Source organism: Bacillus sp. CPT56D-587-MTF (genome assembly GCF_058792335.1).
In genome coordinates, this window is sequence record NZ_JBYTEF010000001.1 from 4,125,420 (window position 1) to 4,144,996 (window position 19,577).

A 19,577-nucleotide genomic window follows, 5' to 3' on the forward strand; every position below is an offset into this window, starting at 1 on the left:
CGGAGAATCTAATCTTAAACTAATAGATTTACTAAATAATTTAGGATCAAAATAATTATTCATTACTTTTCTTAACTTACCTTCAGATATTTTCGTATTACAAGAAAACAAAGGATGAAAATCATGTTAATATATTTTTATACAATTAAGAATTTAATTTACAAGGGGGATTATATATGTTTAAAAAAATGGCCGCAGATGTATTAGGACTAAGCGATGTAGGTTCTGTTATTACACCTAAAGACTATGATAAGGTCGATGCCGATGATTATGTAATGCATGAAGATGGAGAGAAAATTTACTTTCTAATTAAATCGAAATCCGATGAATATTGCTTCACAAACAAAGGGTTAATTCACTTAGACGGTACAAGCGCAACAAGTAAAAAACGTACACTACGCCGCTTTCGTTATAGTAAATATCAAATTAAAAACGTAGCACTCGAAACTGCAGGAACGATTGATTTAGATGTAGAAATTAAGTTTCAAATGGGCGATGAACATTACTCAATTGATGTTCATAAAAAACATATTGAAGAATTAAAAGATTTATATAAGGCTTTACTTAAAATCGAAGAAATTTCATACGACAACGATATTACATTACAATATGCACATAAAAGTTTAGATATGGCATCTAATGCCTTTAGCCGCATTTCAAACGCACAAGTAAATTTAGCAGAGCAATTTAAAGAAATGAACGAGATTGCCTTTAACTGGCTTGTTGATACGAAGAAACAATATAATGTGAAAGATTATGGTTTTGTATTTGAGAAGTTTATTAACAACTAATTTCAAATACACAAAAAACCTTGTTATCAAAAGATAACAAGGTTTTCTTAGCGTCCCAGGAGAGATTCGAACTCCCGCTCCGCCCATTTCCGTACTATTTTATATATTTTGATCGCAGTCTTAATATATCTTCTCCTTCGCGAATGCCTGCCGATCCCTTCCTCACATTTTTTACGACAGTCCAATTCGGGTTAGTTTCATCACCGATGTTCTGTACTGTAAAATTGCCATCACCATATTTTCGGTGGCCTTCTGCCAATTTCTCCGTTAAATCATTCTCATTTGATCTCGCCATCTTTGCGCCATCTCCCTTTTTTATACGACCTTCTTAAACCATCTAACCAATCACAGGTCCAGTCAATTGGAGATTCTCATTTTCCGCTTCTATTAATTGTAACACACTGCCGGGGATAAGTTCCGATAACTGCTGCTCAACCGTACTAGAATGGTAAAGAATTTTATAATATTGCAAGTAAACAATTAAGAGAATCTGGATATGGATTTGAGTTCCATCATAAACCTATTAATTCTTTAAATTAAATAAGATGAATAGGGCGCATAAATGGCGCTCTTTTTATTTAAGAAAAAAAGTACATATGCAACTGCTTAATATCAAAGGAAAGGTCGCAAATATTAAGCATGAACTACACTTATAACCCAAACATCAAATTTTAGACAAACAAAAAACCTTGTTATCTTTTGATAACAAGGTTTTTTTAGCGTCCCAGGAGAGATTCGAACTCCCGACCGTACGCTTAGAAGGCGTATGCTCTATCCGGCTGAGCTACTGGGACATGGAGCGGGTGAAGAGAATCGAACTCTCGACCAGAGCTTGGAAGGCTCTTGTTTTACCACTAAACTACACCCGCATATGTTACTTTCTTTTCTTCGTTAGCGCCGTTGCCCTATCGACAATATTTATTATATGTATAACCACACATAAAGTCAACACCTTTTTTAAAAGAGGATAAATTTTCTTATCCTCTTTTAAAAACTGCCTGTTCAACTAGTTGTCCGTCTAACGTTTCAAAACGAACTTCCATTTGATTTTCATCCATTTCTAATAAAGCAAATGTCTTTTCTACACGCTGACGTGGTAATAAAATACTGCCTGGATTAATAAATAAAACGCCCTCGATTAATTCCGCACCTAATACGTGAGAATGTCCGAAGCATGCAACTTGCGCTCCCACTTCTTCAGCATGGTACGCTAGCGTTTGTAATGTCATTTTTACATTATGTCGATGCCCATGTACAACTAAGAAGCGAATTCCATCTACATCAGTTACAATTTCATCTTGAAAGTTAGCATAATCACAATTTCCTTTTACAACATGGAAACCTTGCAGCTCTTCATGAGCAGGCGTTAGCTCTGAATCACCGCAATGAATCATGATATCTACTTTCCCTTCATACTTCTCTTTTAACTGCTGTAATTCCTTCACAGAGCTATGACTATCGCTTACGATTAAAGCTTTCATCAATCTCTCTCCCTTATTCTCCTAAAAACCATTCAGGGATTTTTTCTTCTAGCTTACGAAGAGCACGTCCGCGGTGACTAATAGCATTTTTTTCATCTGAACTTAATTCCGCCATTGCTTTTTTGTATTCTTCCACATAAAAGATCGGATCGTATCCAAAGCCATTTTCTCCGCGGCGTTGTTCTAAAATAAATCCTTCACATGTCCCGTTTACAATGACAGGCTTTTTATCACCTTCAGGGAAAGCTACTGCTAATGCACAGTAGAAGCGAGCTTTACGCTTATCAAACGGTATTTCATTTAATTCTTGTAAAACTTTATCAATATTCGCTTGATCATCTTTTGGCTCTCCAGCAAAACGAGCTGAATACACGCCTGGTTTCCCGTTTAACGCATCTACAATAAGACCTGAATCATCCGCAATTACAATTGCATTCAACTGTCTACTCAAACTATCCGCTTTTAAGATCGCATTTTCTTCAAATGTTTCACCAGTTTCTTCGACTTCTTCAATATGAGGAAAATCGTGTAATGATTTCACTTCTAAATCAAATCGCTCAAATAACTCAGCAAATTCACGTACTTTCCCCATATTTTTTGTCGCTACAACAACTTGTTTCATACTTTCCACCTCTACTCTATATGAGATACGATGTCACCTAACGCTTCTTTTTGCATATCAATCAGTTGGAAAATGCCTTGTTCTGCTGCATCAAGTAATTCATTTAACTGCGCTCTACTAAACGTCGCTTCTTCTCCAGTTCCTTGCACTTCAACAAACTGACCTTTTCCAGTCATAATTACATTCATATCAACGTCTGCTTTAGAATCTTCTGCATAGTTTAAATCTAAAACAACACCTTGCTCTTCAACAATTCCTACTGACGTTGCTGCTAAATAATCTTTTACTGGAATTTTAGATACTTTTTCTGCTTGTAATAAATTCTCAAACGCTAATACCATCGCTACGTATGCACCTGTAATAGAAGCTGTTCTCGTTCCACCATCTGCTTGGATGACATCACAGTCAATCCAAACTGTTCTCTCGCCAAGCGCTTCTAAATCAACTACCGCACGTAATGCTCGTCCAATTAAGCGCTGGATTTCCATTGTACGCCCTGTTACTTTCCCTTTGCTTGACTCCCTAATCGTACGTTGTTCTGTTGCACGCGGAATCATCGCGTATTCAGCTGTTACCCATCCTTTTCCTTCTCCACGCATAAACGGTGGTACACGCTCTTCAATTGTTGCTGAGCAAATCACCTTTGTATCCCCAACTTCAATTAATACAGATCCCTCTGGATGTTTTAAATAATTCGTATGAATATGTATATGGCGTAATTCTGTTTTCTCTCTACCATCTACTCGCATAAAAATAACCTCCTCTTAATTACTACTCATTAGTATAGCCAAATTTAAATGTATGATATGTATACAATAAAAGAAGGAGAACCCAAAAAGCAATTCTCCTTTCTTACTTAAGTATATCAAATTATTCAAGATTAAAAACTACCTGTATTCACGTTTTCTGGACGATCTACAGGTTTTATTAACTTTCCGCCCTTTTCATCTATAAGATTTGCTTTTCCATTCACTTCAATAGAAATATTTTTCACACCTTTCTTTTCTGTTAAAGATAAAACTAACGACTTCAATACGTAATTTGAGATCATATTTTTATCTGGGTTTACAAATATATTTTCATTAAAGTTTAATGTAAGATTTCCGTCTTGTAATTTCGGATTCGTAATAAGCTTAACGCCTGGATTAAAATCATTCAGGAGCGATTGATGGATCGGACCTTTTACAAGTTCATCTATAATTGCTGCATAGTCATTTTCTTTACCTTCCGCAACGCGGCGTGTGACTGGTACGTAGTATTGCTGTTTATTATTATTTTGCGCCATAAAATACAGTGTGACTGGTTTTGTATTTGTTACATCTGCTACTTGTTCATCATCGAAGTTAATACCATTTGCACGGCTCACTCCTTCACCAAGCGGTGTACCACCAACCGGCATCTTTGCCAATTTCTCACCATTTATTTGGAACTGCACTTGTTTTATCTCTGTAAATTGCGTCAACGTCCAAGCTATAGATTCAACGATTTGACGCTCTTCTTCTTTCGCATAGTTTTTCATTTCTTTAGAGAAATCAATAACTGCCGTTCCGTCCTTTTTCAAATCTAAAGTCATCGTTGTATTCGCCGGAATGACTGCACGAAACCCATTCGGTAATAAATTCGTTACCGGTCCATCTTTCACAAGGTATTCTAACGTTTGCTTCACAGTCTCATTTGCTTTCGGAGTAGGTATAGCTAACGTTTGTGGTACAACATAACCATTTTTATCAACAAGGTATAGTTCTCTGTTTACCATTTGCCCTTGCTTATCTTTTTTAGCTACTTCTTTCTTCCCACCCTCTGTATACGTAACTTGTTTTGGCGGATCAATTTGTTCAGTTGCTTTCTCTTGATTTATAAAGCCACACCCTGTTAGTAAAACAGCGCTCACAGTAGCACCAACAACCCATTTAAAAGTGGATTTAGGCATGCCATTCCCCCCTAAAATCTAAGTTTGTACTATTATGTATACGAGCTGTTTCACGTTTTAGAACAAGCTGCGCCTCTTATAAATTGAAACTTTAATCAGTAGGGGTCTTACTCCCCAGCAAATAGCAAGATAAAACAAAAACTCCTGATTTCTCAGGAGCTCACTTATATAAATTCTACTATTATTCTTTTTCTAAATGAATATGCTTCACATTTTCAATCGGTTGACCGAACCATTTTGATGCAATTTCTTTAAACAAGCCTATTTTTCCTGTTGTTAAGAAGAGATGATCGCTTTGTTCTTCTCCTTCATTCAACATTTTACTATGATATAAGATTGTACTTACTTCACGTGCTGTTTCATCACCAGAACTAATTAGTTGCACTTTATCTCCCATTACTTTTTTAATAACAGGTCCTAAAATCGGATAATGTGTACACCCTAATATAAGTGTATCAATATCGGTACTTTTCAGTGGTTGCAGCGTTTCTCTTACAACTTCATACGCCATTTCACTTTCGAAATTCCCACTCTCTACAAGTTCAACGAAAGGTGGACAAGCTAAACTTTCTACCATAACACGGTTATTAATAGACTTTAACGCCTCTTCGTATGCACCACTTTTCACCGTTCCAATCGTTCCAATAATCCCAACGTGATACGTGTTTGTCACTTTTAAAGCTGTACGTGATCCTGGGTGAATAACTCCTACTACTGGAATTGGTAATTGTTTTTGCATCTCTTCTAATACAACTGCAGTTGCTGTATTACACGCAATAACTAACATTTTAATATTTAAGTCTAGTAAATGCTCTGTCATTTCCCACGTAAATTGACGTACTTCTTCTCGAGAACGTGGACCATAAGGACAACGTGCTGTATCTCCTAAATATATGATACGCTCTTTCGGCAACTGACGAATTAATTCCTTCGCTACTGTTAAACCGCCAACTCCTGAATCGATAACACCGATTGCTCTATTCAACTTCATCACCCGTTTTCTCATTCATCATCTTTTATGTTTATCATTATATTTTACACACTTTAAGTTCGCTCACTTCAAATGCTTCTGTATGAAAATTTTCATTTTCCCATGTATAGACTAGGACCTTTTTTATTTTGCTCCTTTTTTTCGTAATTTGCAAGATAGAAAAAAAACCGACCTTCTATAAGAAAGTCGGTTTCTTCTATATAAAGTGCATATTCATTGCTCCATCTTTTTTTGAAAAGAAGACATTCCCATCAATAAGAAGAAATGAGCAGCAATTAAAATGACGATCAAAATAAAATTTAATCGATAACTATTTGTAGATTCCATAATTTTGCTCGCTACAGCTGGTCCAAATGCCATACCGAAAAAGTTAATTAAATTATATAAACCAAGACCGACTCCAACTTTAGCTGGATTTAATGTTTTCGGGATAAATGTGTTTAATGATACTTGAATTGCCGAATAACTCATAAATGTTAAAATAACCGCAAATAAAATAAAGAGTAAGTTCCCGTCCGGAATAATCCCTAAAATTAAAAAGCCAATGATCATAACTACAGAAGCTACATACATCATCTTCACATTCCCAAACGAAGGAATAATCTTTCCGGTAATAAAACTAGATACAATACCAAAGAGAGATGCAATAAACAATACAATTCCAATAACGAATGGAGACAATCCATGTCCTCTTCCTAACAGTAATGGTAATAATAATAAACTAGCACATAACGCCACATTAATGATAAATCCGACCGCTATTAAACGAAGTAATGGTTTATTTGTAAATAACTCAATATCAATAAACGGCGACTCCGTTCTCTTCATATGAGCCTTAAATAAAAATAGAAAAACAACAGATAACACAAAAAGCCAACTATTAATATTAACTCCTAATAAAATGGTCGTAATCAATACAAATAATAAAACTGCTCCAATGAAATCAAAGCGAAACACTTCATCTGTATGTCGCGCCTCTTCTGGCATAAATTTTACGAGTAAGAAAATACCAATCATTGAAATAACCATAAATAAAAATAAATACGGCCACCCTAACGTATTTGTAATTGCCCCACCTACTAAAGGTCCAATACCAACCGCTAATGCAATAGAAGAACTAATCATTGCTAACGCACCTGGTTTTTTAGCTGGAGCAACTAATTTCGCCACCGCAATCATACTAAGCGCAATAAACGCTGCTCCGCCGCTCGCCTGCACTAACCTTGCGAAAATGATAATTTCATAAGATTGCTTCACAAATCCAACAATAGAACCAGCTACAAATATGATAATAGAAATAATTAATAGTCTTTTTACACTGTAACGATCAGCCAGCTTTCCATATATTATCGAACCAATACCGACAACTAAGGAATACCCTACTACAACCCAGCTTACTTTCGATTGACTAATTGATAAATCATTGGCAATATCCTCTAGCGCTACATTAAATAACACAGCGTTCATCGGTCCTAACAAAACAATAAAACATAATGTAAAAACAAACCATTTCGAATGGTTTCTTATATCTTTCCCCATGTGTAACACTCTCCTGATTGCAATTTTAAAACTATCAAACTATAGATAAAAAAATGAACTTATTTAAATGTTGTATCACCACTAAACAACTTCATTAAATGTGTAAAAGTTGCTAATTTATCGCGCGATAAATTGAATTCGAAACGAAACACGTATGTTGTTCGATATTCATGGAACTATCATAGTTTCAGCATTACAGTTTGTCAACGGAAAATATACAAAGTAAACTAATTAAGTCTTTTTAGTTTACTTTGTTCAAAAGTTATTATACACTAATTTCGAAGCCGATATAAGGAGGACTGGCATGATTATTCAAATTTACATTTTTTAACTTAATAAAATGAAACGCATACTGAACTTTTATATAGAAGAGACATTATAGGAGGATTATGATGAAGAGAAAAATGTTAGTTGTATTAACAAGCGTAGAAAAATACCCAAATTTAAATAGGGCTACCGGACTTTGGCTTGGTGAAGCTGTACATTTCGTAAAAAAAGTTGAAGAAGCGGGTTACGAAGTTGATTACGTCAGTCCACAAGGCGGTTATACACCAATTGATCCACATAGTTTAGCAATGGCGGAGAGTATCGATTGGGAATGGTATCAAAAGAAAGAGTTTATGAATCGCCTCGGTTCTACAATGAAACCAAGTGAAGTGAATCCAGAAGACTACGCTGTTATTTATTACGCAGGTGGCCACGGGGTTATTTGGGACTTCCCAGAAAATAAAGAACTTCAAAATATTAGCCGCAATATTTATGAAAACGGCGGAATTGTTTCTTCGGTTTGTCATGGAGCTGCTGGTTTATTTCATATTACATTAAGCAATGGGGATCGTTTAATTAGCGGTAAGAAGGTAACAGGCTTTTCAAATGAAGAAGAAAAATTAGCTGAATTAGATCAATTCGTTCCATTTTTAACAGAAGATGAACTCATTAAAAATGGAGGACTTTACGAAAAAGCCGCGCAACCGTGGGAAGCTTATGCTCTAGAAGATAATCGTGTTATCACTGGTCAAAACCCAGCTTCAGGTGGTCTAGTAGCCGAATTAGTATTAAAACAGTTGCAAAAATAATATGTACTAAAAAAGCAGATTCTCCTCTATTAAGGGAGATCTGCTTTTTTACGAAATCATTTGCAAAATAGCAATAACTTCTTTTTCAATTTCAGAATCATCAATTGCTTCTATATACTCTGGTTTAAAAAGTTGATACTTCTTTAATTGATAAAAATCAAGTATCGCTTTCTTTAACGTAATATCGTACTGAATACAAAAAGAATGATCTATAATACGTCTTAACATCACATCATCTTGTACCATAAATAATTGTGCATTCATTTTATTAAAATAACCTTGTTCCATACCCGCTTCAAAAAACATTTGCAAATTATGGTTACGATTTTGTTGGGCAGCGACTAATTGATCCGACAAATGCGGATATGCTTCTTTCAAATCTTGCAAAAAAACATCCGAAATATATGTCACACATTTTAAAGAATGGATAAACGTCTTTTGGAAACGTTCTGTAAATGACATACTTTCATCTTGATTATCCGCATCACCTTCGAGTAGATAGTTCATGAAATCCTCTACTACCGCCTCAATAATTTCATCTTTCGAAGAAAAACGTTTATATAAAGTAGCTTTACTAATATCCATATATTTCGCAATTTCATCTATTTTCAATTGGCTAAAACTTGTCTTTCTAATAATGGGCTTTATTTTATTAATATAAGTATTTGCACATGCGACTTTTCTCATTTAAAAGAGCCTCCCCTTTTGTCCATACAAAATAGTATAGCAAATTCACGAATGATTATAAATGAAGTTATTATACTCACTATGCCTTTTTAGTTTATTACATTTTCATATACTATACATAAAAAACTATAATCAATTATTACCAACTGGACGGTTACAAACCAATTTCGAGGCGGGAATTTTAGAATACAGTGAAACTTTAATCAGTGGGGGGCTTTCATCCCCACTGATTATTAGCCCTCACCAATCGGGGGCCTACTGCCCGGCAAATAGAGGGATAAAAATACCCATTACCTTTATTAGTAGCGGGTACTTTTTCTATAATTTATTTACAGCCCTTTTTATAGCCTTACCTATTTCCACGCTAGACTGTGGATTTTGTCCTGTAATTAAATGACCATCTACTACTACATGCGGCGTAAAATTGGGGGCTACATAAAACAAAGCTCCTTCTTCTTTCAACTTACTTTCTAGCAAAAACGGAACGCGCTTTTCTAAATGTACAGCTCTTTCTTCATCGTTTGTATAACCTGTTATACGCTTACCCGCAACAAAAAACGAGCCATCCTTATTTTTCACACCGACTAAAGAGCTTACTCCGTGACAAACAGCCGCTACAATCCGGTTATTGTTATACATATTCTCAATCAAATTTGCTACATATGGATTACCTGGAAAATCTACAATCGCCCCGTGCCCACCACCAAATAAAACCGCATCATAATCCGAAAAATGAACATTTGAAATCGGCCTCGTATTTTGCAATAAAGAAGCTACATGCTTGAATTCGCGAGGTATACCATTCGGAATAGACACTCTATCTATAGGTACTCTCCCGCCTTTTATTGACACAATATCAACATCAAACTTAGCCTTTTTTAATACATGATAAGGAGCTGCGAGCTCTTCAAGCCACAAACCAGTCGGGTGTCCATTCATATCATGAGCACTTGTTGAAACTAACAGTATCCTTTTCAACATATCCCCTCCTTATTACCTATTTATGTATGAAACGTTTTTATCATTCATATAGCAAGTGAAGCAAACAAAAAAATAGCCGACTTTTATATAAAAGTCGGCTGCTTTCTTATAATTCGAGCTCTCCCATACGAAGAAGCTCCACAACTGCTTGTGAACGTCCTTTAACCCCTAGCTTTTGCATTGCGTTTGAGATGTGGTTGCGAACTGTCTTTTCACTTATAAAAAGTTCACCTGCAATTTCCTTCGTTGTTTTATCTTGAACCAGCAATTCAAATACTTCTCTCTCTCTCTTTGTGAGTAAAGGTTTAGATTGATACGCTTTTTCCTTCAACTGGTATAACCCTCCTTGCTTAAGCCAGAGCTGTGTATGTGTAAGTTGGGTGTTTATTTAGTCAAGATATTGTATGAACGAAATGTGCAGGTGGTGAATGAAAATGGGCTTTATTTCCTATGTTATTTTAGACTTTTATACAGTGCGTACACTCTTTTTATCCACTTACTTTCCAACGCGCCATATTTGTTCTAGCAATATACTTACAACCGTACCTACAAATAAGCCATTACCGAATATATATTGCATAACAGACGGCAAGGATTGGAGTGCTCCAGACGGTAAAAACATAACGCCGCTGCCAAATAATACTGCAACGCCTAAAATCGTTACATTCCTTTCACTCATCGGCACTTGTTTTATATTATTAAATCCAATTCCAATTAACTGTACGAACGAAGCCATTAAAACAGCCGATGCGACAGCTGATGGTAAAGATGCTAAGTAACGAATAATACTTGGAAAAAGAGACATTACGACTAGTAACGCACATGCCATTAAGAACGATCGGATATATTTTTGTTTTGTTAAACGTATAAATCCTGCCGTTGCTGGTAACGGAACGACACCTACAGTTGAAAATACAGAAGAGATGATATGCGAAATCCCCCCAACCCATGTTCCATCTTTCAACTGTTTTTGTTCAATAGTCGCTTTATGAATAGTTGCTTGATTAATTGCTATAATAGCTGCCACCGTATTCGAAACTAAAATACATACCATAACAAAACTTGATACAGCCATACCTGTATTCCATTTTGGAAGTCCCCAAGCAAATATATGTGGAAGTTGCACAAAATGAGTTACTTGAGATGGGATTGTCACTTTTCCTGCAATGAGAAAAATAATCCACCCACTAATTAATCCTATTAAAACTGCATAACTTTTGACAAAGCCTTTTCCAAAATTAGATAGTATAATAACGAACAGAAATATACTAAACGCGATCATTGCTGTAAATCCGTCGATTTGAGAAATAGTAGCTGTAATTCCTAACATTCCTTTTAAAAATACACCACTTAATTGTAAACATAATAAAAGTAAAAACGTCCCTGTCACAAGCGGCGTAAATAAAAATAAAATACGTAACTACTCAGCCACCTTTCGGTGTCTTTTTTAAATTTTACTAGTTTCATATGCCTCCCATTTGTAAATACTGAGTATATCAAACAGGGGAGGTGAATCTTATGGTCGATCGAAAAATTATTTTAGATACATATAAAAAAGGACCTGAAGCTGTTATTTCTTTATTTGAAGAAACATTTTCTAAGTTAGAAAAACGTATACAAGAACTAGAAAATGCTTCAAAAAAAAACTCCAAAAATAGTCATAAGCCACCTTCTACAGATGGTTTGGGTAAGCCCGTTACAAAAAGTTTGCGCAAACCGTCTCATCGTCAAACGGGTGGCCAGTTGGGCCACAAGGGACATACTCTTGGTTTGACAGCGACTCCAGATCATACGATTACACATTCTCCTACATATTGTACTTGTTGTCATACTTCCTTGAACCACGAGCCTGTAAAAGGGTATCGCATTCGCCAAGTGTATGACTTACCACCTATTCAGATCGAAGTGACAGAACATAAAGTAGAACAGAAAGAATGCCCACATTGCCATTCTATCCAAGAAGCCCAATTTCCTTCGACAGTATCTCGTCCTGTTCAATATGGTCCAAATATAAAAAGACTGATTCCCTATTTAACGCATTATCAATGCATTTCTTTGAAGCGAACAAAAGAATTCTTTCAGGATTGTTTTGGACATTCTATAAGCGAAGGAACCCTGGTAAATCATACACAGGCTTTCGCTTCTCAATTGCAGCCATTCATAAAAGAAGTAAAGGAAAAGATTCTGCAGTCTCCTGTTGTCCATTTTGATGAAACTGGTATGCGTGTAGAAAACAAAACACAATGGTTACATACTGCCAGTACACCGGAGGTGACATTGCAACATATTCATCAAAAACGTGGAAAAGAAGCAATGGATGCTGGAGAAATCTTGCCATCTTTTTCTGGAATTGCGATGCATGATGGTTGGAAATCGTATGATGCGTATACAGATTGTCGTCACGTTTTATGTAATGCCCATCTCTTACGAGATTTACAAGGAATTATAGATAGTACTGGAGAACAATGGGCACAACAGATGCAGAAATTTCTAACGCAAGCGTTGACGATGAAAAAGCAATCCGAAGGTACCATGCCAAAAGCGACGCAAAAGAATCTGTTTATTATGTATCAATCCATATTGAAAGAACAACAGATTCTTTCCACGAAACAAAAGAAGAAAGGAAAGCAGACGCCTTCTCAAAATTTATGGAATCGCTTCGTCAAGTATTCTGACAGAATTCTAGCGTTTTTAGAACATCCAGCCATTCCATTTGATAACAATCAAGCAGAACGGGATATTCGGATGACGAAAGTAAAACAGAAAGTGTCTGGGACTTTCCGAAGTAAGAAAGGCGCAGAATCTTTTTGTCAGATACGAAGCTTTATGAGTACCATGAAAAAACAAAAACAATCGGTCTTACAAGCGATAAACCAAGTCATAGAAACTAGAACGGTTCCTTGGAATAACACGACTTCATAAGAGAATTTCTCTATTTGGCATAGATTCTTTCTCTGATTGGAGTATTTTCTTTTCATGTTTTCGAATCGGAAACATGTATTTGGCCTGTTTTTTTATTTGAAGAAGCTGAGTAGTTACTAAAATACGTCCTATAAAACCAGTTACTCCTAATCCTATTAAAATAATACCGGAGATTATCATTCCTAATTCTAAAATTTGCAGTGTACTATGTAATTGATCTTGTCCGGCCGTTGCATAAGCAAGTACGGTAAATACACCAACCCAAGATCCAGCCGGCCCATCCGCAATTGGTAGTCTATGCCCAAGCCATCCTTGTAAAAAAGAAGATATACCAACTACAAAAAACGTACGCTGCATTAAATAAAATATTTCTTCCGTCGTAAGATGAAATAATCCGCCAACGACAATTGGTAGTGCGATTGAATTTGCTAATAAAAATATAAACCATTGCAAAGTTCCCATAATATGATTTTGGTTATGTTGATTGTCCAATTTTTTCATCCCTTCTAGCTTTCCTATAAAAATATATTGTAAGAATAAAAAAGAAGAGTTCTATACTCACCATTAGAACCCTCCTCAAAATATTTAAACGATTCTTCTACACAAGATTATTTAATTCCACCTCATTTAAACTTCCAACAACAATATTTCCTTTATACACGACTAAACGTTTTTCTGTTTGACGCGCTACTGCTTCAGCAGCGCATGTCGCATTCGTCAAAACAAAGCTCGCTTCATCCCCTACATTCGGCCATACTCGCTTCCCTTCCTTATTTAACGTTTCTTTTCCTCCTGTAATAAAGCGGAGTGCTTTTCCTAAAGACCTTTCGTCACTCCACCCAAAACGCTCTGCTAATCGATTCGCCTTTTGAAGCATATCACCTGTTCCAAACGGTGACCAATGATCTGTAATGCTATCATTGCCTAATGAAACCTTAACACCTTTTTTATCTAATAACGGAATTGGGATTACTTGTTTACCAATTGGCACTGTTGAAGTAATATCAATATTTACATTTGCGAGTCTTTCTGCCACTTCTTCAGCCTCTTTATCAGTAACACCACCAAGTCCAAGTGCATGACTAATCGTTACACGGCCTTGCCATCCTGCTTCTTCTGTTAAACTTGCCAATCTCTTCATCGTAAACGTTCCAAGATTATTCGCATCGTGCAAATGAATATCAACATCCGCATTAAATTCGACTGCGATATCCATAATTGTATGTAATGACTTTTCAATGTCATTATCCACTGTAGCTGGATCTACTCCTCCGACTAGATGGGCACCCATACGCATCGCATCTTTCACGAGTTGCACAGAATTACTGCGCAATAATCCATGTTGCGGAAACGCAACAATTCTACTAGATACTCGATTTTTATATGTTTCTAATGCCGCTAACGTCGCCTCCAAATTACCAAGCCCAATAATTGGATCAACATTACAATGCGTTCTAATATTCGTTGCACCATTTTGCAGTAGTAACTCTAGCATATTTTCCGCTCTATTTTGAGCAGTCGCTAATTGCTTCGGTAAAATTTTTTCTTCTTCATTAAAACGTGTAAAAATACTTTCTGCTGGCATACAAGCTTTCCATGGGCCACTATAATATGTTTTATCAATGTGAATGTGCATCTCTTTGAAAGCTGGCAACATTAATAAGTTCTTAGCATCAAAAGTTACTATATCTTCCTCTTGAACAATCCCTTTTATAATTTTTTTAATTCGACCATCTTCAATAAGTAAACTGCATAATTCTGTTTCTGTTTGTGAAATTCTCTCTTCTTCATATGTATACCCTGATTCAAGCATTACGTTAGTCAACCAATATACTGTCATCTCTATTTCCCCACCCTTTATTAAAAATCACCTCATAACTACAAGTTTAATATCCACTGAAAATTAAGACAATTAATACGATCGCTTCTCACAAAAAAAATGTAATACAACCCCATAGTCTTCTCATAAATTTCCATATAGAATAAAAGTATGCAGTTTGATATAAAAAGGAGGTGATTGGAATATGTCAAAAAAGTTATATAAATCCGAAACTGATAAAATGCTATTTGGTATATGTGGTGGTTTAGGAGAATATTTTGATATTAGCTCTACTCTTATTCGTATCATTTGGGTTATTGCTGTTTTATGTTTTGGGACAGGATTTTTAGTTTATTTCATTTGTTTATTACTTATGCCACGTTCGTACTAATGGCATCATTTCACATACTTAAGAAGAGCAAATCACCTATAGAATCCTATAGGTGATTTTTTCATGAAGAATATTTCATCGTTAAATGTAATACCGCCACTTCTTCTTCTTCATTTTTATAAATATGCTTCTTATTCGCTTCAAATTGAATGGAATCAAACTCATTTAATTCGTATACATCATTCTCCACTTGAATAGACACTTTCCCTTTCATTACCGTTACAAGCTCAATCGCACCTTCATGATGAGCTTCTGGCTCATATATACTATTTGATCGTAAACAAGCACGGTGCATTTCCATCCCTGTTTCTTTCGTATAACGGAACATCGTTTCTAAATGCCACGCTTGTCCTTCATCTACTGCAAATCCTTCTCCACAGCGCGCAACAGCTACAGGTTCTCCAGCAACCATTAATCTGGATAAAGGAATTGATAACCCTTTCGTTATTTTCCAAATGACAGCTAGTGTCGGATTTGTTTCCCCTCTTTCTATCTTTCCTAATGTTAATTTACTAACTCCTGTTTTATGGGCTAATTCTTCTAAACTTAATTTCTGTTCATTTCGAATTTGTCTCAATAACTGTCCAACTTGTTGAATGACTTCTTTCGTTTGCATATCTTCATTTTCTTTCATATATAAAACCACCTCAAAGTATAAAATAGTTTACTTTTAACAATTAAAAGTATATCATACTATACATAATTATTTATTTTCGAAAGGAGTGCTATACTTCATGCGCGCAATTTTATTAGGTCTTTTATCATCGGCCTTTTTTTCTGCAACCTTTATTATTAATAGAGCAATGAATGTATCTGGAACGAGCTGGGCTTGGACAGCTTCCTTCCGTTTTTTATTTGCTCTTCCTATTTTATTCCTTATCGTTTTATTTCGCAAAAACTTTAGGGGATTATGGGAAGAGTTAAAAAAACATCCATTGGCATGGATCGGATGGGGTTCTGTTGCCGGTATTGGTTTTTATTCTTTATTAAGTTTCTCAGCTGTCTTTTCTCCAGCTTGGCTCGTTGCTGGAACTTGGCAAGTTACGATTTTAGCTGGTTTACTACTATCACCACTATTTTTCGTAAAAATAGAAACAAAATCAGGTACGAAACTTGTACGCGGAAAAATTCCACTTCGTAGCTTATATGTTGCATTATTTATTTTACTTGGTGTAATTTGTATGCAAGCAACTGCCGCAGGCCATATTACAATGACTCAGTTCATTTCAGGTTTTTTACCTGTCGTATTAGCCGCTTTCTTATATCCGTTCGGTAACCGAAAAATGATGGAGCTTGTTGGTGGACGCCTTGATACGTTCCAACGTGTATTAGGAATGGCAATTGGAAGTCTTCCTATAACAATCTTGCTTGGTATATACGGATTTTCTACTACTGGCATTCCAACATCCAACCAAATGCTTCAAGGATTTTTGTTAGCATTATGTTCCGGCGTTATTGCAACGATGACATTTTTCTTTGCTACTGACTTAGCAAAAGATAACCTCGCTCTACTTGGAGCCGTTGAAGCAACACAAGCTGGAACGATGGTCTTTACCGTACTTGGAGAAATCATTTTCTTAAATGGTTCACTCCCTGGAGGACTTTCTCTCATCGGAATGATTATTATCATGTTAGGAATGGTTGCAAATAGTATTTTAAACCGTTCTGTTCCAGTCGTTAAACAGAAAAAATCGGCATAAAAAAAGGGTATGGTTCTATAGAGATGAACCATACTCTTTTTTATTGTCCCCCTATTTCGCCTTATCAGAATAGTATTTCATTGGCTGTTTATACTAAAACTTATGTTATAATACGTTTCATGCGCATTAATAGGAGGTAAATTATGTTAAAAAAAGCAATCGCTGAATTTATTGGTACATTTGTACTTGTATTATTCGGAACTGGAGTAGCTGTCACTGGCGGCGGAATTGAAGGAATTGGAACATTAGGAATCGCTATGGCTTTCGGCTTATCTATTGTAGCTATGGCATATAGCATCGGAACAATTTCTGGATGTCACATTAACCCAGCAGTATCAGTAGCTATGTTCATCAACAAACGAATGAACGCTATGGAACTTTGTTATTATGTATTAGCTCAAATTTTAGGTGGTTTATTAGGAACTGCAACGTTAGTAACAATTTTAAAATCTGCTAAAACACCTTTAGATAATTTAGGACAAAATGGTTTCGGAACTCTTGGTTTATCTGGAGCATTTTTAGTTGAGTTCATTTTAACTTTCGTATTTATTTTAGTTATCGTTGCTGTAACAGGTAAAAAAGGAAGTTCTTCTTTAGCTGGACTAGTAATTGGTTTCACATTAGTTTTAATTCACTTATTAGGAATTCCGTTAACTGGAACATCTGTTAACCCAGCTCGTAGTATCGCACCAGCTTTATTTGTTGGTGGAGAAGCACTTTCTCAACTATGGGTATTCATCGTAGCACCAATTCTTGGTGGTATCTTCGCAGCTATCGTAGGTAAATTCATTTTAAATACTGAAAAATAGAATTTTCAATATTTCTGAATAAAAAAATGCGAGCCCTCATTATGAGGAAGCTCGCTTTTTTTATTCTTTCATTTTAGACTTTAAATTTGTAACTAATTGATCTACCGTTACATTTGCAAGTACGTTTTCCATCGCTTCTTGCGCTTGCATTAAAATAATTTCTAATACTGATTGAATATTAGCTCCTACTGGACATTCAATGTTGGGATTTTCATGGAAGGAAAATAGTTGTCCTTCTTCTACAACTTCCACTGCTTTATATACATCAAGTAATGTAATTTCTTCTAAATCTCGAGCAAGTGTCGTACCACCTTTACCAGCTTGTACATCAACAAGTCCTGCTCTCTTCAACATTCCTGTAATGCGACGAATCACAACTGGATTTGTATTCACACTACCGGCAATCCATTCAGAGGTACAGCGAGAGTTTCGATCTATCGCAAGTAATGTCAGCATATGAACACCTACTGTAAAACGACTACTAATCCCCATCTGCACACCCTCCTTTTTATTCATTCTATTAAAAGACGACTCTTATTATTATATACTATTTTTAATTTATACATAAAGAAAAAGCATGATTTCAATAGGAAATCATGCTTTTCTCTCATTATTGACGCTTTATAAATTTCGCTAAATCTTTAAATTTCACTTTATCTGAGTAATTCATTACGCCGTTTACGTAAATGCGGCTTGTAACAGCATTTAATACTGCAATTGTCGCCAATAAGACTGCTAATGTTATCGTAATTTCTAGCATACCTGCTTCACCAGCTACAATACGTGAGAAGGTAACCATCGGTGTAAAAAATGGAACGTAAGAACTTACAACAACGATAGTACTATTCGGATCACTTAATGATTTAATACTAATAAAGAATGCAGCCATAATTAAAATCATTACCGGGAAAGATACAGCTTGTAAATCCTCCGTCTTAGATACGACAGCTCCAGCAGCAGCATACATCATCGCATAAAGTAAATATCCCGTAATGAAATAAACAAGAAACATGCTGATAACTTTTGCATCTAATTTCGTAAAGTCAATTGGAATACCAAATAGTGAGGCACTTTCTAAATCGACCCAACCTAACAAATATGGAATAAGATAACCACACGCCAATACGACAAGTTGCAATAACGCCGTTGAAACAACCGCTAAAATTTTCGCATACATCATCGTAAGAGGCTTCACTTTCGGAAGCATTACTTCCATTACACGTGACGCCTTTTCAGATGCAATATTCATTGCGATTGTATTTCCGAACGCTACAATAAACATATATAAAGCAAATGTAAAGAAATAGGCAATTCCGAAAGAAGATGTACGATCTTTTATCGCTTCTTGCTTTACTTGAATTTCTGTTTGTAATTGCTGTGCAATTTCTGGTGAAACATTATTTTTGGCAATCGTCACCATCGTATATTGTTGCTTTAAATATCCTGCCATAATTGCAGAAGTTGCTTGGCTTGGAAATCCATTATACATATATGTAATCGATGGAGCCCCACCCTTTTCCGTCACATGGAATAGACCATCTAAATCGCCTTCTTCTACTTGCTTATGCAGTTTATCAAAATCATCCTTTGAACCAATTGTTATTTTTGCTGATGGCAATAGCTTATTTAGCTCATCTTTTTGTACTTTATATGTGGAACTCTCTACTACAACTGCAATTTTATCTTTATCCTTATTTTTATCATCGCCTGAAGTAAAATGATTAAATGCAAAAATCCCAAACACAACTAAAAATAAAATCGCACTCGTAATTAATGATTTCTTAGATAAAAACGCTTCCCTAAAATAAAATGAAAATACGTGAGAAAATTTACGCATC

At 35.6% G+C, this 19,577-nt stretch carries 20 protein-coding genes, 2 tRNA genes and 3 pseudogenes; 7 read left to right on the forward strand and 18 right to left on the reverse strand.

Annotated features, from left to right (window positions below):
- Positions 1–176: 176 nt before the first annotated feature.
- A complete protein-coding gene (locus AC3WVZ_RS21250) occupies positions 177–791 on the forward strand; it encodes a PH domain-containing protein (protein WP_000473863.1) in 615 nt (204 codons plus the stop codon).
- A 94-nt stretch (positions 792–885) separates the two neighbouring features.
- Here the strand turns inward: AC3WVZ_RS21250 and AC3WVZ_RS21255 are convergent, their stop codons facing one another.
- Entirely contained in the window at positions 886–1,086 is a 201-nt protein-coding gene (locus AC3WVZ_RS21255; protein WP_000124460.1) for a hypothetical protein, read from the reverse strand.
- A 152-nt stretch (positions 1,087–1,238) separates the two neighbouring features.
- Between AC3WVZ_RS21255 and AC3WVZ_RS21260 the strand changes: the two are divergent.
- Positions 1,239–1,331, forward strand: a pseudogene (locus AC3WVZ_RS21260) (DUF6572 domain-containing protein); the annotation flags it as partial.
- Between the two features lie 180 nt (positions 1,332–1,511).
- Here the strand turns inward: AC3WVZ_RS21260 and AC3WVZ_RS21265 are convergent.
- The 8 genes from AC3WVZ_RS21265 to AC3WVZ_RS21300 all read right to left on the reverse strand — a co-directional run bounded on the left by AC3WVZ_RS21265 (position 1,512) and on the right by AC3WVZ_RS21300 (position 7,354).
- Positions 1,512–1,585, reverse strand: a tRNA-Arg gene (locus AC3WVZ_RS21265).
- Between the two features lies 1 nt (position 1,586).
- Positions 1,587–1,660 (reverse strand) — tRNA-Gly (locus AC3WVZ_RS21270).
- Positions 1,661–1,768: 108 nt separating this feature from the next.
- Positions 1,769–2,272 (reverse strand): metallophosphoesterase, encoded by a 504-nt coding sequence (locus tag AC3WVZ_RS21275; RefSeq protein WP_000645488.1) that lies wholly within the window; start codon positions 2,270–2,272, stop codon positions 1,769–1,771.
- A gap of 13 nt (positions 2,273–2,285) precedes the next feature.
- On the reverse strand, positions 2,286–2,894 hold the full coding sequence (locus AC3WVZ_RS21280; protein ID WP_000815939.1) for an XTP/dITP diphosphatase: 609 nt from the start codon (positions 2,892–2,894) through the stop codon (positions 2,286–2,288).
- Between the two features lie 11 nt (positions 2,895–2,905).
- Entirely contained in the window at positions 2,906–3,643 is a 738-nt protein-coding gene (gene rph / locus AC3WVZ_RS21285) for a ribonuclease PH (protein WP_233935367.1), read from the reverse strand.
- A 131-nt stretch (positions 3,644–3,774) separates the two neighbouring features.
- Positions 3,775–4,824 carry a spore germination protein GerM gene (gene gerM, locus AC3WVZ_RS21290; RefSeq protein ID WP_001126746.1) on the reverse strand — a complete coding sequence of 350 codons (1,050 nt, stop codon included), beginning with the start codon at positions 4,822–4,824 and terminating at the stop codon, positions 3,775–3,777.
- Between the two features lie 181 nt (positions 4,825–5,005).
- Positions 5,006–5,815, reverse strand: coding sequence for a glutamate racemase (gene racE / locus AC3WVZ_RS21295; protein WP_000774005.1), 810 nt, complete (start codon positions 5,813–5,815; stop codon positions 5,006–5,008).
- A 213-nt stretch (positions 5,816–6,028) separates the two neighbouring features.
- A complete protein-coding gene (locus AC3WVZ_RS21300; protein WP_233935369.1) occupies positions 6,029–7,354 on the reverse strand; it encodes an MFS transporter in 1,326 nt (441 codons plus the stop codon).
- 392 nt (positions 7,355–7,746) lie between these two features.
- Here AC3WVZ_RS21300 and AC3WVZ_RS21305 point away from each other — a divergent pair, with 392 nt between their 5' ends.
- Positions 7,747–8,430: a type 1 glutamine amidotransferase domain-containing protein gene (locus AC3WVZ_RS21305; protein ID WP_000823847.1), complete on the forward strand. Its 684-nt coding sequence runs from the start codon at positions 7,747–7,749 to the stop codon at positions 8,428–8,430.
- A gap of 48 nt (positions 8,431–8,478) precedes the next feature.
- Here AC3WVZ_RS21305 and AC3WVZ_RS21310 read toward each other — a convergent pair whose 3' ends face one another.
- The 4 genes and pseudogenes from AC3WVZ_RS21310 to AC3WVZ_RS21325 all read right to left on the reverse strand — a co-directional run.
- On the reverse strand, positions 8,479–9,117 hold the full coding sequence (locus tag AC3WVZ_RS21310) for a TetR/AcrR family transcriptional regulator (RefSeq protein ID WP_001233006.1): 639 nt from the start codon (positions 9,115–9,117) through the stop codon (positions 8,479–8,481).
- Positions 9,118–9,435: 318 nt separating this feature from the next.
- Positions 9,436–10,098, reverse strand: coding sequence for a type 1 glutamine amidotransferase domain-containing protein (locus AC3WVZ_RS21315; protein ID WP_000919610.1), 663 nt, complete (start codon positions 10,096–10,098; stop codon positions 9,436–9,438).
- Between the two features lie 106 nt (positions 10,099–10,204).
- Positions 10,205–10,429 (reverse strand): spore germination transcription factor GerE, encoded by a 225-nt coding sequence (gerE, locus tag AC3WVZ_RS21320; protein ID WP_000659484.1) that lies wholly within the window; start codon positions 10,427–10,429, stop codon positions 10,205–10,207.
- 165 nt (positions 10,430–10,594) lie between these two features.
- Positions 10,595–11,515, reverse strand: a pseudogene (locus AC3WVZ_RS21325) (purine/pyrimidine permease); the annotation flags it as partial.
- A 101-nt stretch (positions 11,516–11,616) separates the two neighbouring features.
- Here AC3WVZ_RS21325 and tnpC point away from each other — a divergent pair.
- Positions 11,617–13,020: an IS66 family transposase gene (gene tnpC, locus AC3WVZ_RS21330; RefSeq protein WP_100910632.1), complete on the forward strand. Its 1,404-nt coding sequence runs from the start codon at positions 11,617–11,619 to the stop codon at positions 13,018–13,020.
- A gap of 117 nt (positions 13,021–13,137) precedes the next feature.
- Here tnpC and AC3WVZ_RS21335 read toward each other — a convergent pair.
- Both AC3WVZ_RS21335 and AC3WVZ_RS21340 read right to left on the reverse strand, forming a co-directional pair.
- Positions 13,138–13,521, reverse strand: a pseudogene (locus AC3WVZ_RS21335) (purine/pyrimidine permease); the annotation flags it as partial.
- A gap of 97 nt (positions 13,522–13,618) precedes the next feature.
- The gene (locus AC3WVZ_RS21340) at positions 13,619–14,860 is read right to left on the reverse strand and encodes an amidohydrolase family protein (protein WP_000219564.1); all 1,242 of its coding nucleotides are present in this window, start codon (positions 14,858–14,860) and stop codon (positions 13,619–13,621) included.
- Positions 14,861–15,044: 184 nt separating this feature from the next.
- On the opposite strand from AC3WVZ_RS21340, the gene AC3WVZ_RS21345 reads away from it, so the two are divergent.
- Positions 15,045–15,230: a PspC domain-containing protein gene (locus AC3WVZ_RS21345; protein ID WP_098536680.1), complete on the forward strand. Its 186-nt coding sequence runs from the start codon at positions 15,045–15,047 to the stop codon at positions 15,228–15,230.
- Between the two features lie 61 nt (positions 15,231–15,291).
- Here AC3WVZ_RS21345 and AC3WVZ_RS21350 read toward each other — a convergent pair whose 3' ends face one another.
- Positions 15,292–15,864 carry a helix-turn-helix domain-containing protein gene (locus AC3WVZ_RS21350; RefSeq protein ID WP_000661920.1) on the reverse strand — a complete coding sequence of 191 codons (573 nt, stop codon included), beginning with the start codon at positions 15,862–15,864 and terminating at the stop codon, positions 15,292–15,294.
- A 100-nt stretch (positions 15,865–15,964) separates the two neighbouring features.
- On the opposite strand from AC3WVZ_RS21350, the gene AC3WVZ_RS21355 reads away from it, so the two are divergent.
- Both AC3WVZ_RS21355 and AC3WVZ_RS21360 read left to right on the forward strand, forming a co-directional pair.
- Positions 15,965–16,930: a DMT family transporter gene (locus AC3WVZ_RS21355; protein WP_001201636.1), complete on the forward strand. Its 966-nt coding sequence runs from the start codon at positions 15,965–15,967 to the stop codon at positions 16,928–16,930.
- A gap of 143 nt (positions 16,931–17,073) precedes the next feature.
- On the forward strand, positions 17,074–17,739 hold the full coding sequence (locus AC3WVZ_RS21360; protein ID WP_000913213.1) for an aquaporin: 666 nt from the start codon (positions 17,074–17,076) through the stop codon (positions 17,737–17,739).
- A gap of 60 nt (positions 17,740–17,799) precedes the next feature.
- On the opposite strand, the gene AC3WVZ_RS21365 is transcribed toward AC3WVZ_RS21360, so the two are convergent.
- Positions 17,800–18,231 (reverse strand): Rrf2 family transcriptional regulator, encoded by a 432-nt coding sequence (locus tag AC3WVZ_RS21365; protein WP_000512998.1) that lies wholly within the window; start codon positions 18,229–18,231, stop codon positions 17,800–17,802.
- Positions 18,232–18,349: 118 nt separating this feature from the next.
- The gene (locus tag AC3WVZ_RS21370; RefSeq protein ID WP_001224982.1) at positions 18,350–19,576 is read right to left on the reverse strand and encodes an ABC transporter permease; all 1,227 of its coding nucleotides are present in this window, start codon (positions 19,574–19,576) and stop codon (positions 18,350–18,352) included.
- Position 19,577 lies beyond the last annotated feature (1 nt).

What these genes read in the sequence shown, in the direction of transcription:
- AC3WVZ_RS21250 (WP_000473863.1), top strand. Translation starts at nt 177, where the DNA reads ATGTTTAAAAAAATGGCCGCAGATGTATTAGGACTAAGCGATGTAGGT.
- AC3WVZ_RS21255 (WP_000124460.1), bottom strand. Translation starts at nt 1,086, where the DNA reads ATGGCGAGATCAAATGAGAATGATTTAACGGAGAAATTGGCAGAAGGC.
- AC3WVZ_RS21275 (WP_000645488.1), bottom strand. Translation starts at nt 2,272, where the DNA reads ATGAAAGCTTTAATCGTAAGCGATAGTCATAGCTCTGTGAAGGAATTA.
- AC3WVZ_RS21280 (WP_000815939.1), bottom strand. Translation starts at nt 2,894, where the DNA reads ATGAAACAAGTTGTTGTAGCGACAAAAAATATGGGGAAAGTACGTGAA.
- rph (WP_233935367.1), bottom strand. Translation starts at nt 3,643, where the DNA reads ATGCGAGTAGATGGTAGAGAGAAAACAGAATTACGCCATATACATATT.
- gerM (WP_001126746.1), bottom strand. Translation starts at nt 4,824, where the DNA reads ATGCCTAAATCCACTTTTAAATGGGTTGTTGGTGCTACTGTGAGCGCT.
- racE (WP_000774005.1), bottom strand. Translation starts at nt 5,815, where the DNA reads ATGAAGTTGAATAGAGCAATCGGTGTTATCGATTCAGGAGTTGGCGGT.
- AC3WVZ_RS21300 (WP_233935369.1), bottom strand. Translation starts at nt 7,354, where the DNA reads ATGGGGAAAGATATAAGAAACCATTCGAAATGGTTTGTTTTTACATTA.
- AC3WVZ_RS21305 (WP_000823847.1), top strand. Translation starts at nt 7,747, where the DNA reads ATGAAGAGAAAAATGTTAGTTGTATTAACAAGCGTAGAAAAATACCCA.
- AC3WVZ_RS21310 (WP_001233006.1), bottom strand. Translation starts at nt 9,117, where the DNA reads ATGAGAAAAGTCGCATGTGCAAATACTTATATTAATAAAATAAAGCCC.
- AC3WVZ_RS21315 (WP_000919610.1), bottom strand. Translation starts at nt 10,098, where the DNA reads ATGTTGAAAAGGATACTGTTAGTTTCAACAAGTGCTCATGATATGAAT.
- tnpC (WP_100910632.1), top strand. Translation starts at nt 11,617, where the DNA reads ATGGTCGATCGAAAAATTATTTTAGATACATATAAAAAAGGACCTGAA.
- AC3WVZ_RS21340 (WP_000219564.1), bottom strand. Translation starts at nt 14,860, where the DNA reads ATGACAGTATATTGGTTGACTAACGTAATGCTTGAATCAGGGTATACA.
- AC3WVZ_RS21345 (WP_098536680.1), top strand. Translation starts at nt 15,045, where the DNA reads ATGTCAAAAAAGTTATATAAATCCGAAACTGATAAAATGCTATTTGGT.
- AC3WVZ_RS21350 (WP_000661920.1), bottom strand. Translation starts at nt 15,864, where the DNA reads ATGAAAGAAAATGAAGATATGCAAACGAAAGAAGTCATTCAACAAGTT.
- AC3WVZ_RS21355 (WP_001201636.1), top strand. Translation starts at nt 15,965, where the DNA reads ATGCGCGCAATTTTATTAGGTCTTTTATCATCGGCCTTTTTTTCTGCA.
- AC3WVZ_RS21360 (WP_000913213.1), top strand. Translation starts at nt 17,074, where the DNA reads ATGTTAAAAAAAGCAATCGCTGAATTTATTGGTACATTTGTACTTGTA.
- AC3WVZ_RS21365 (WP_000512998.1), bottom strand. Translation starts at nt 18,231, where the DNA reads ATGGGGATTAGTAGTCGTTTTACAGTAGGTGTTCATATGCTGACATTA.
- AC3WVZ_RS21370 (WP_001224982.1), bottom strand. Translation starts at nt 19,576, where the DNA reads ATGCGTAAATTTTCTCACGTATTTTCATTTTATTTTAGGGAAGCGTTT.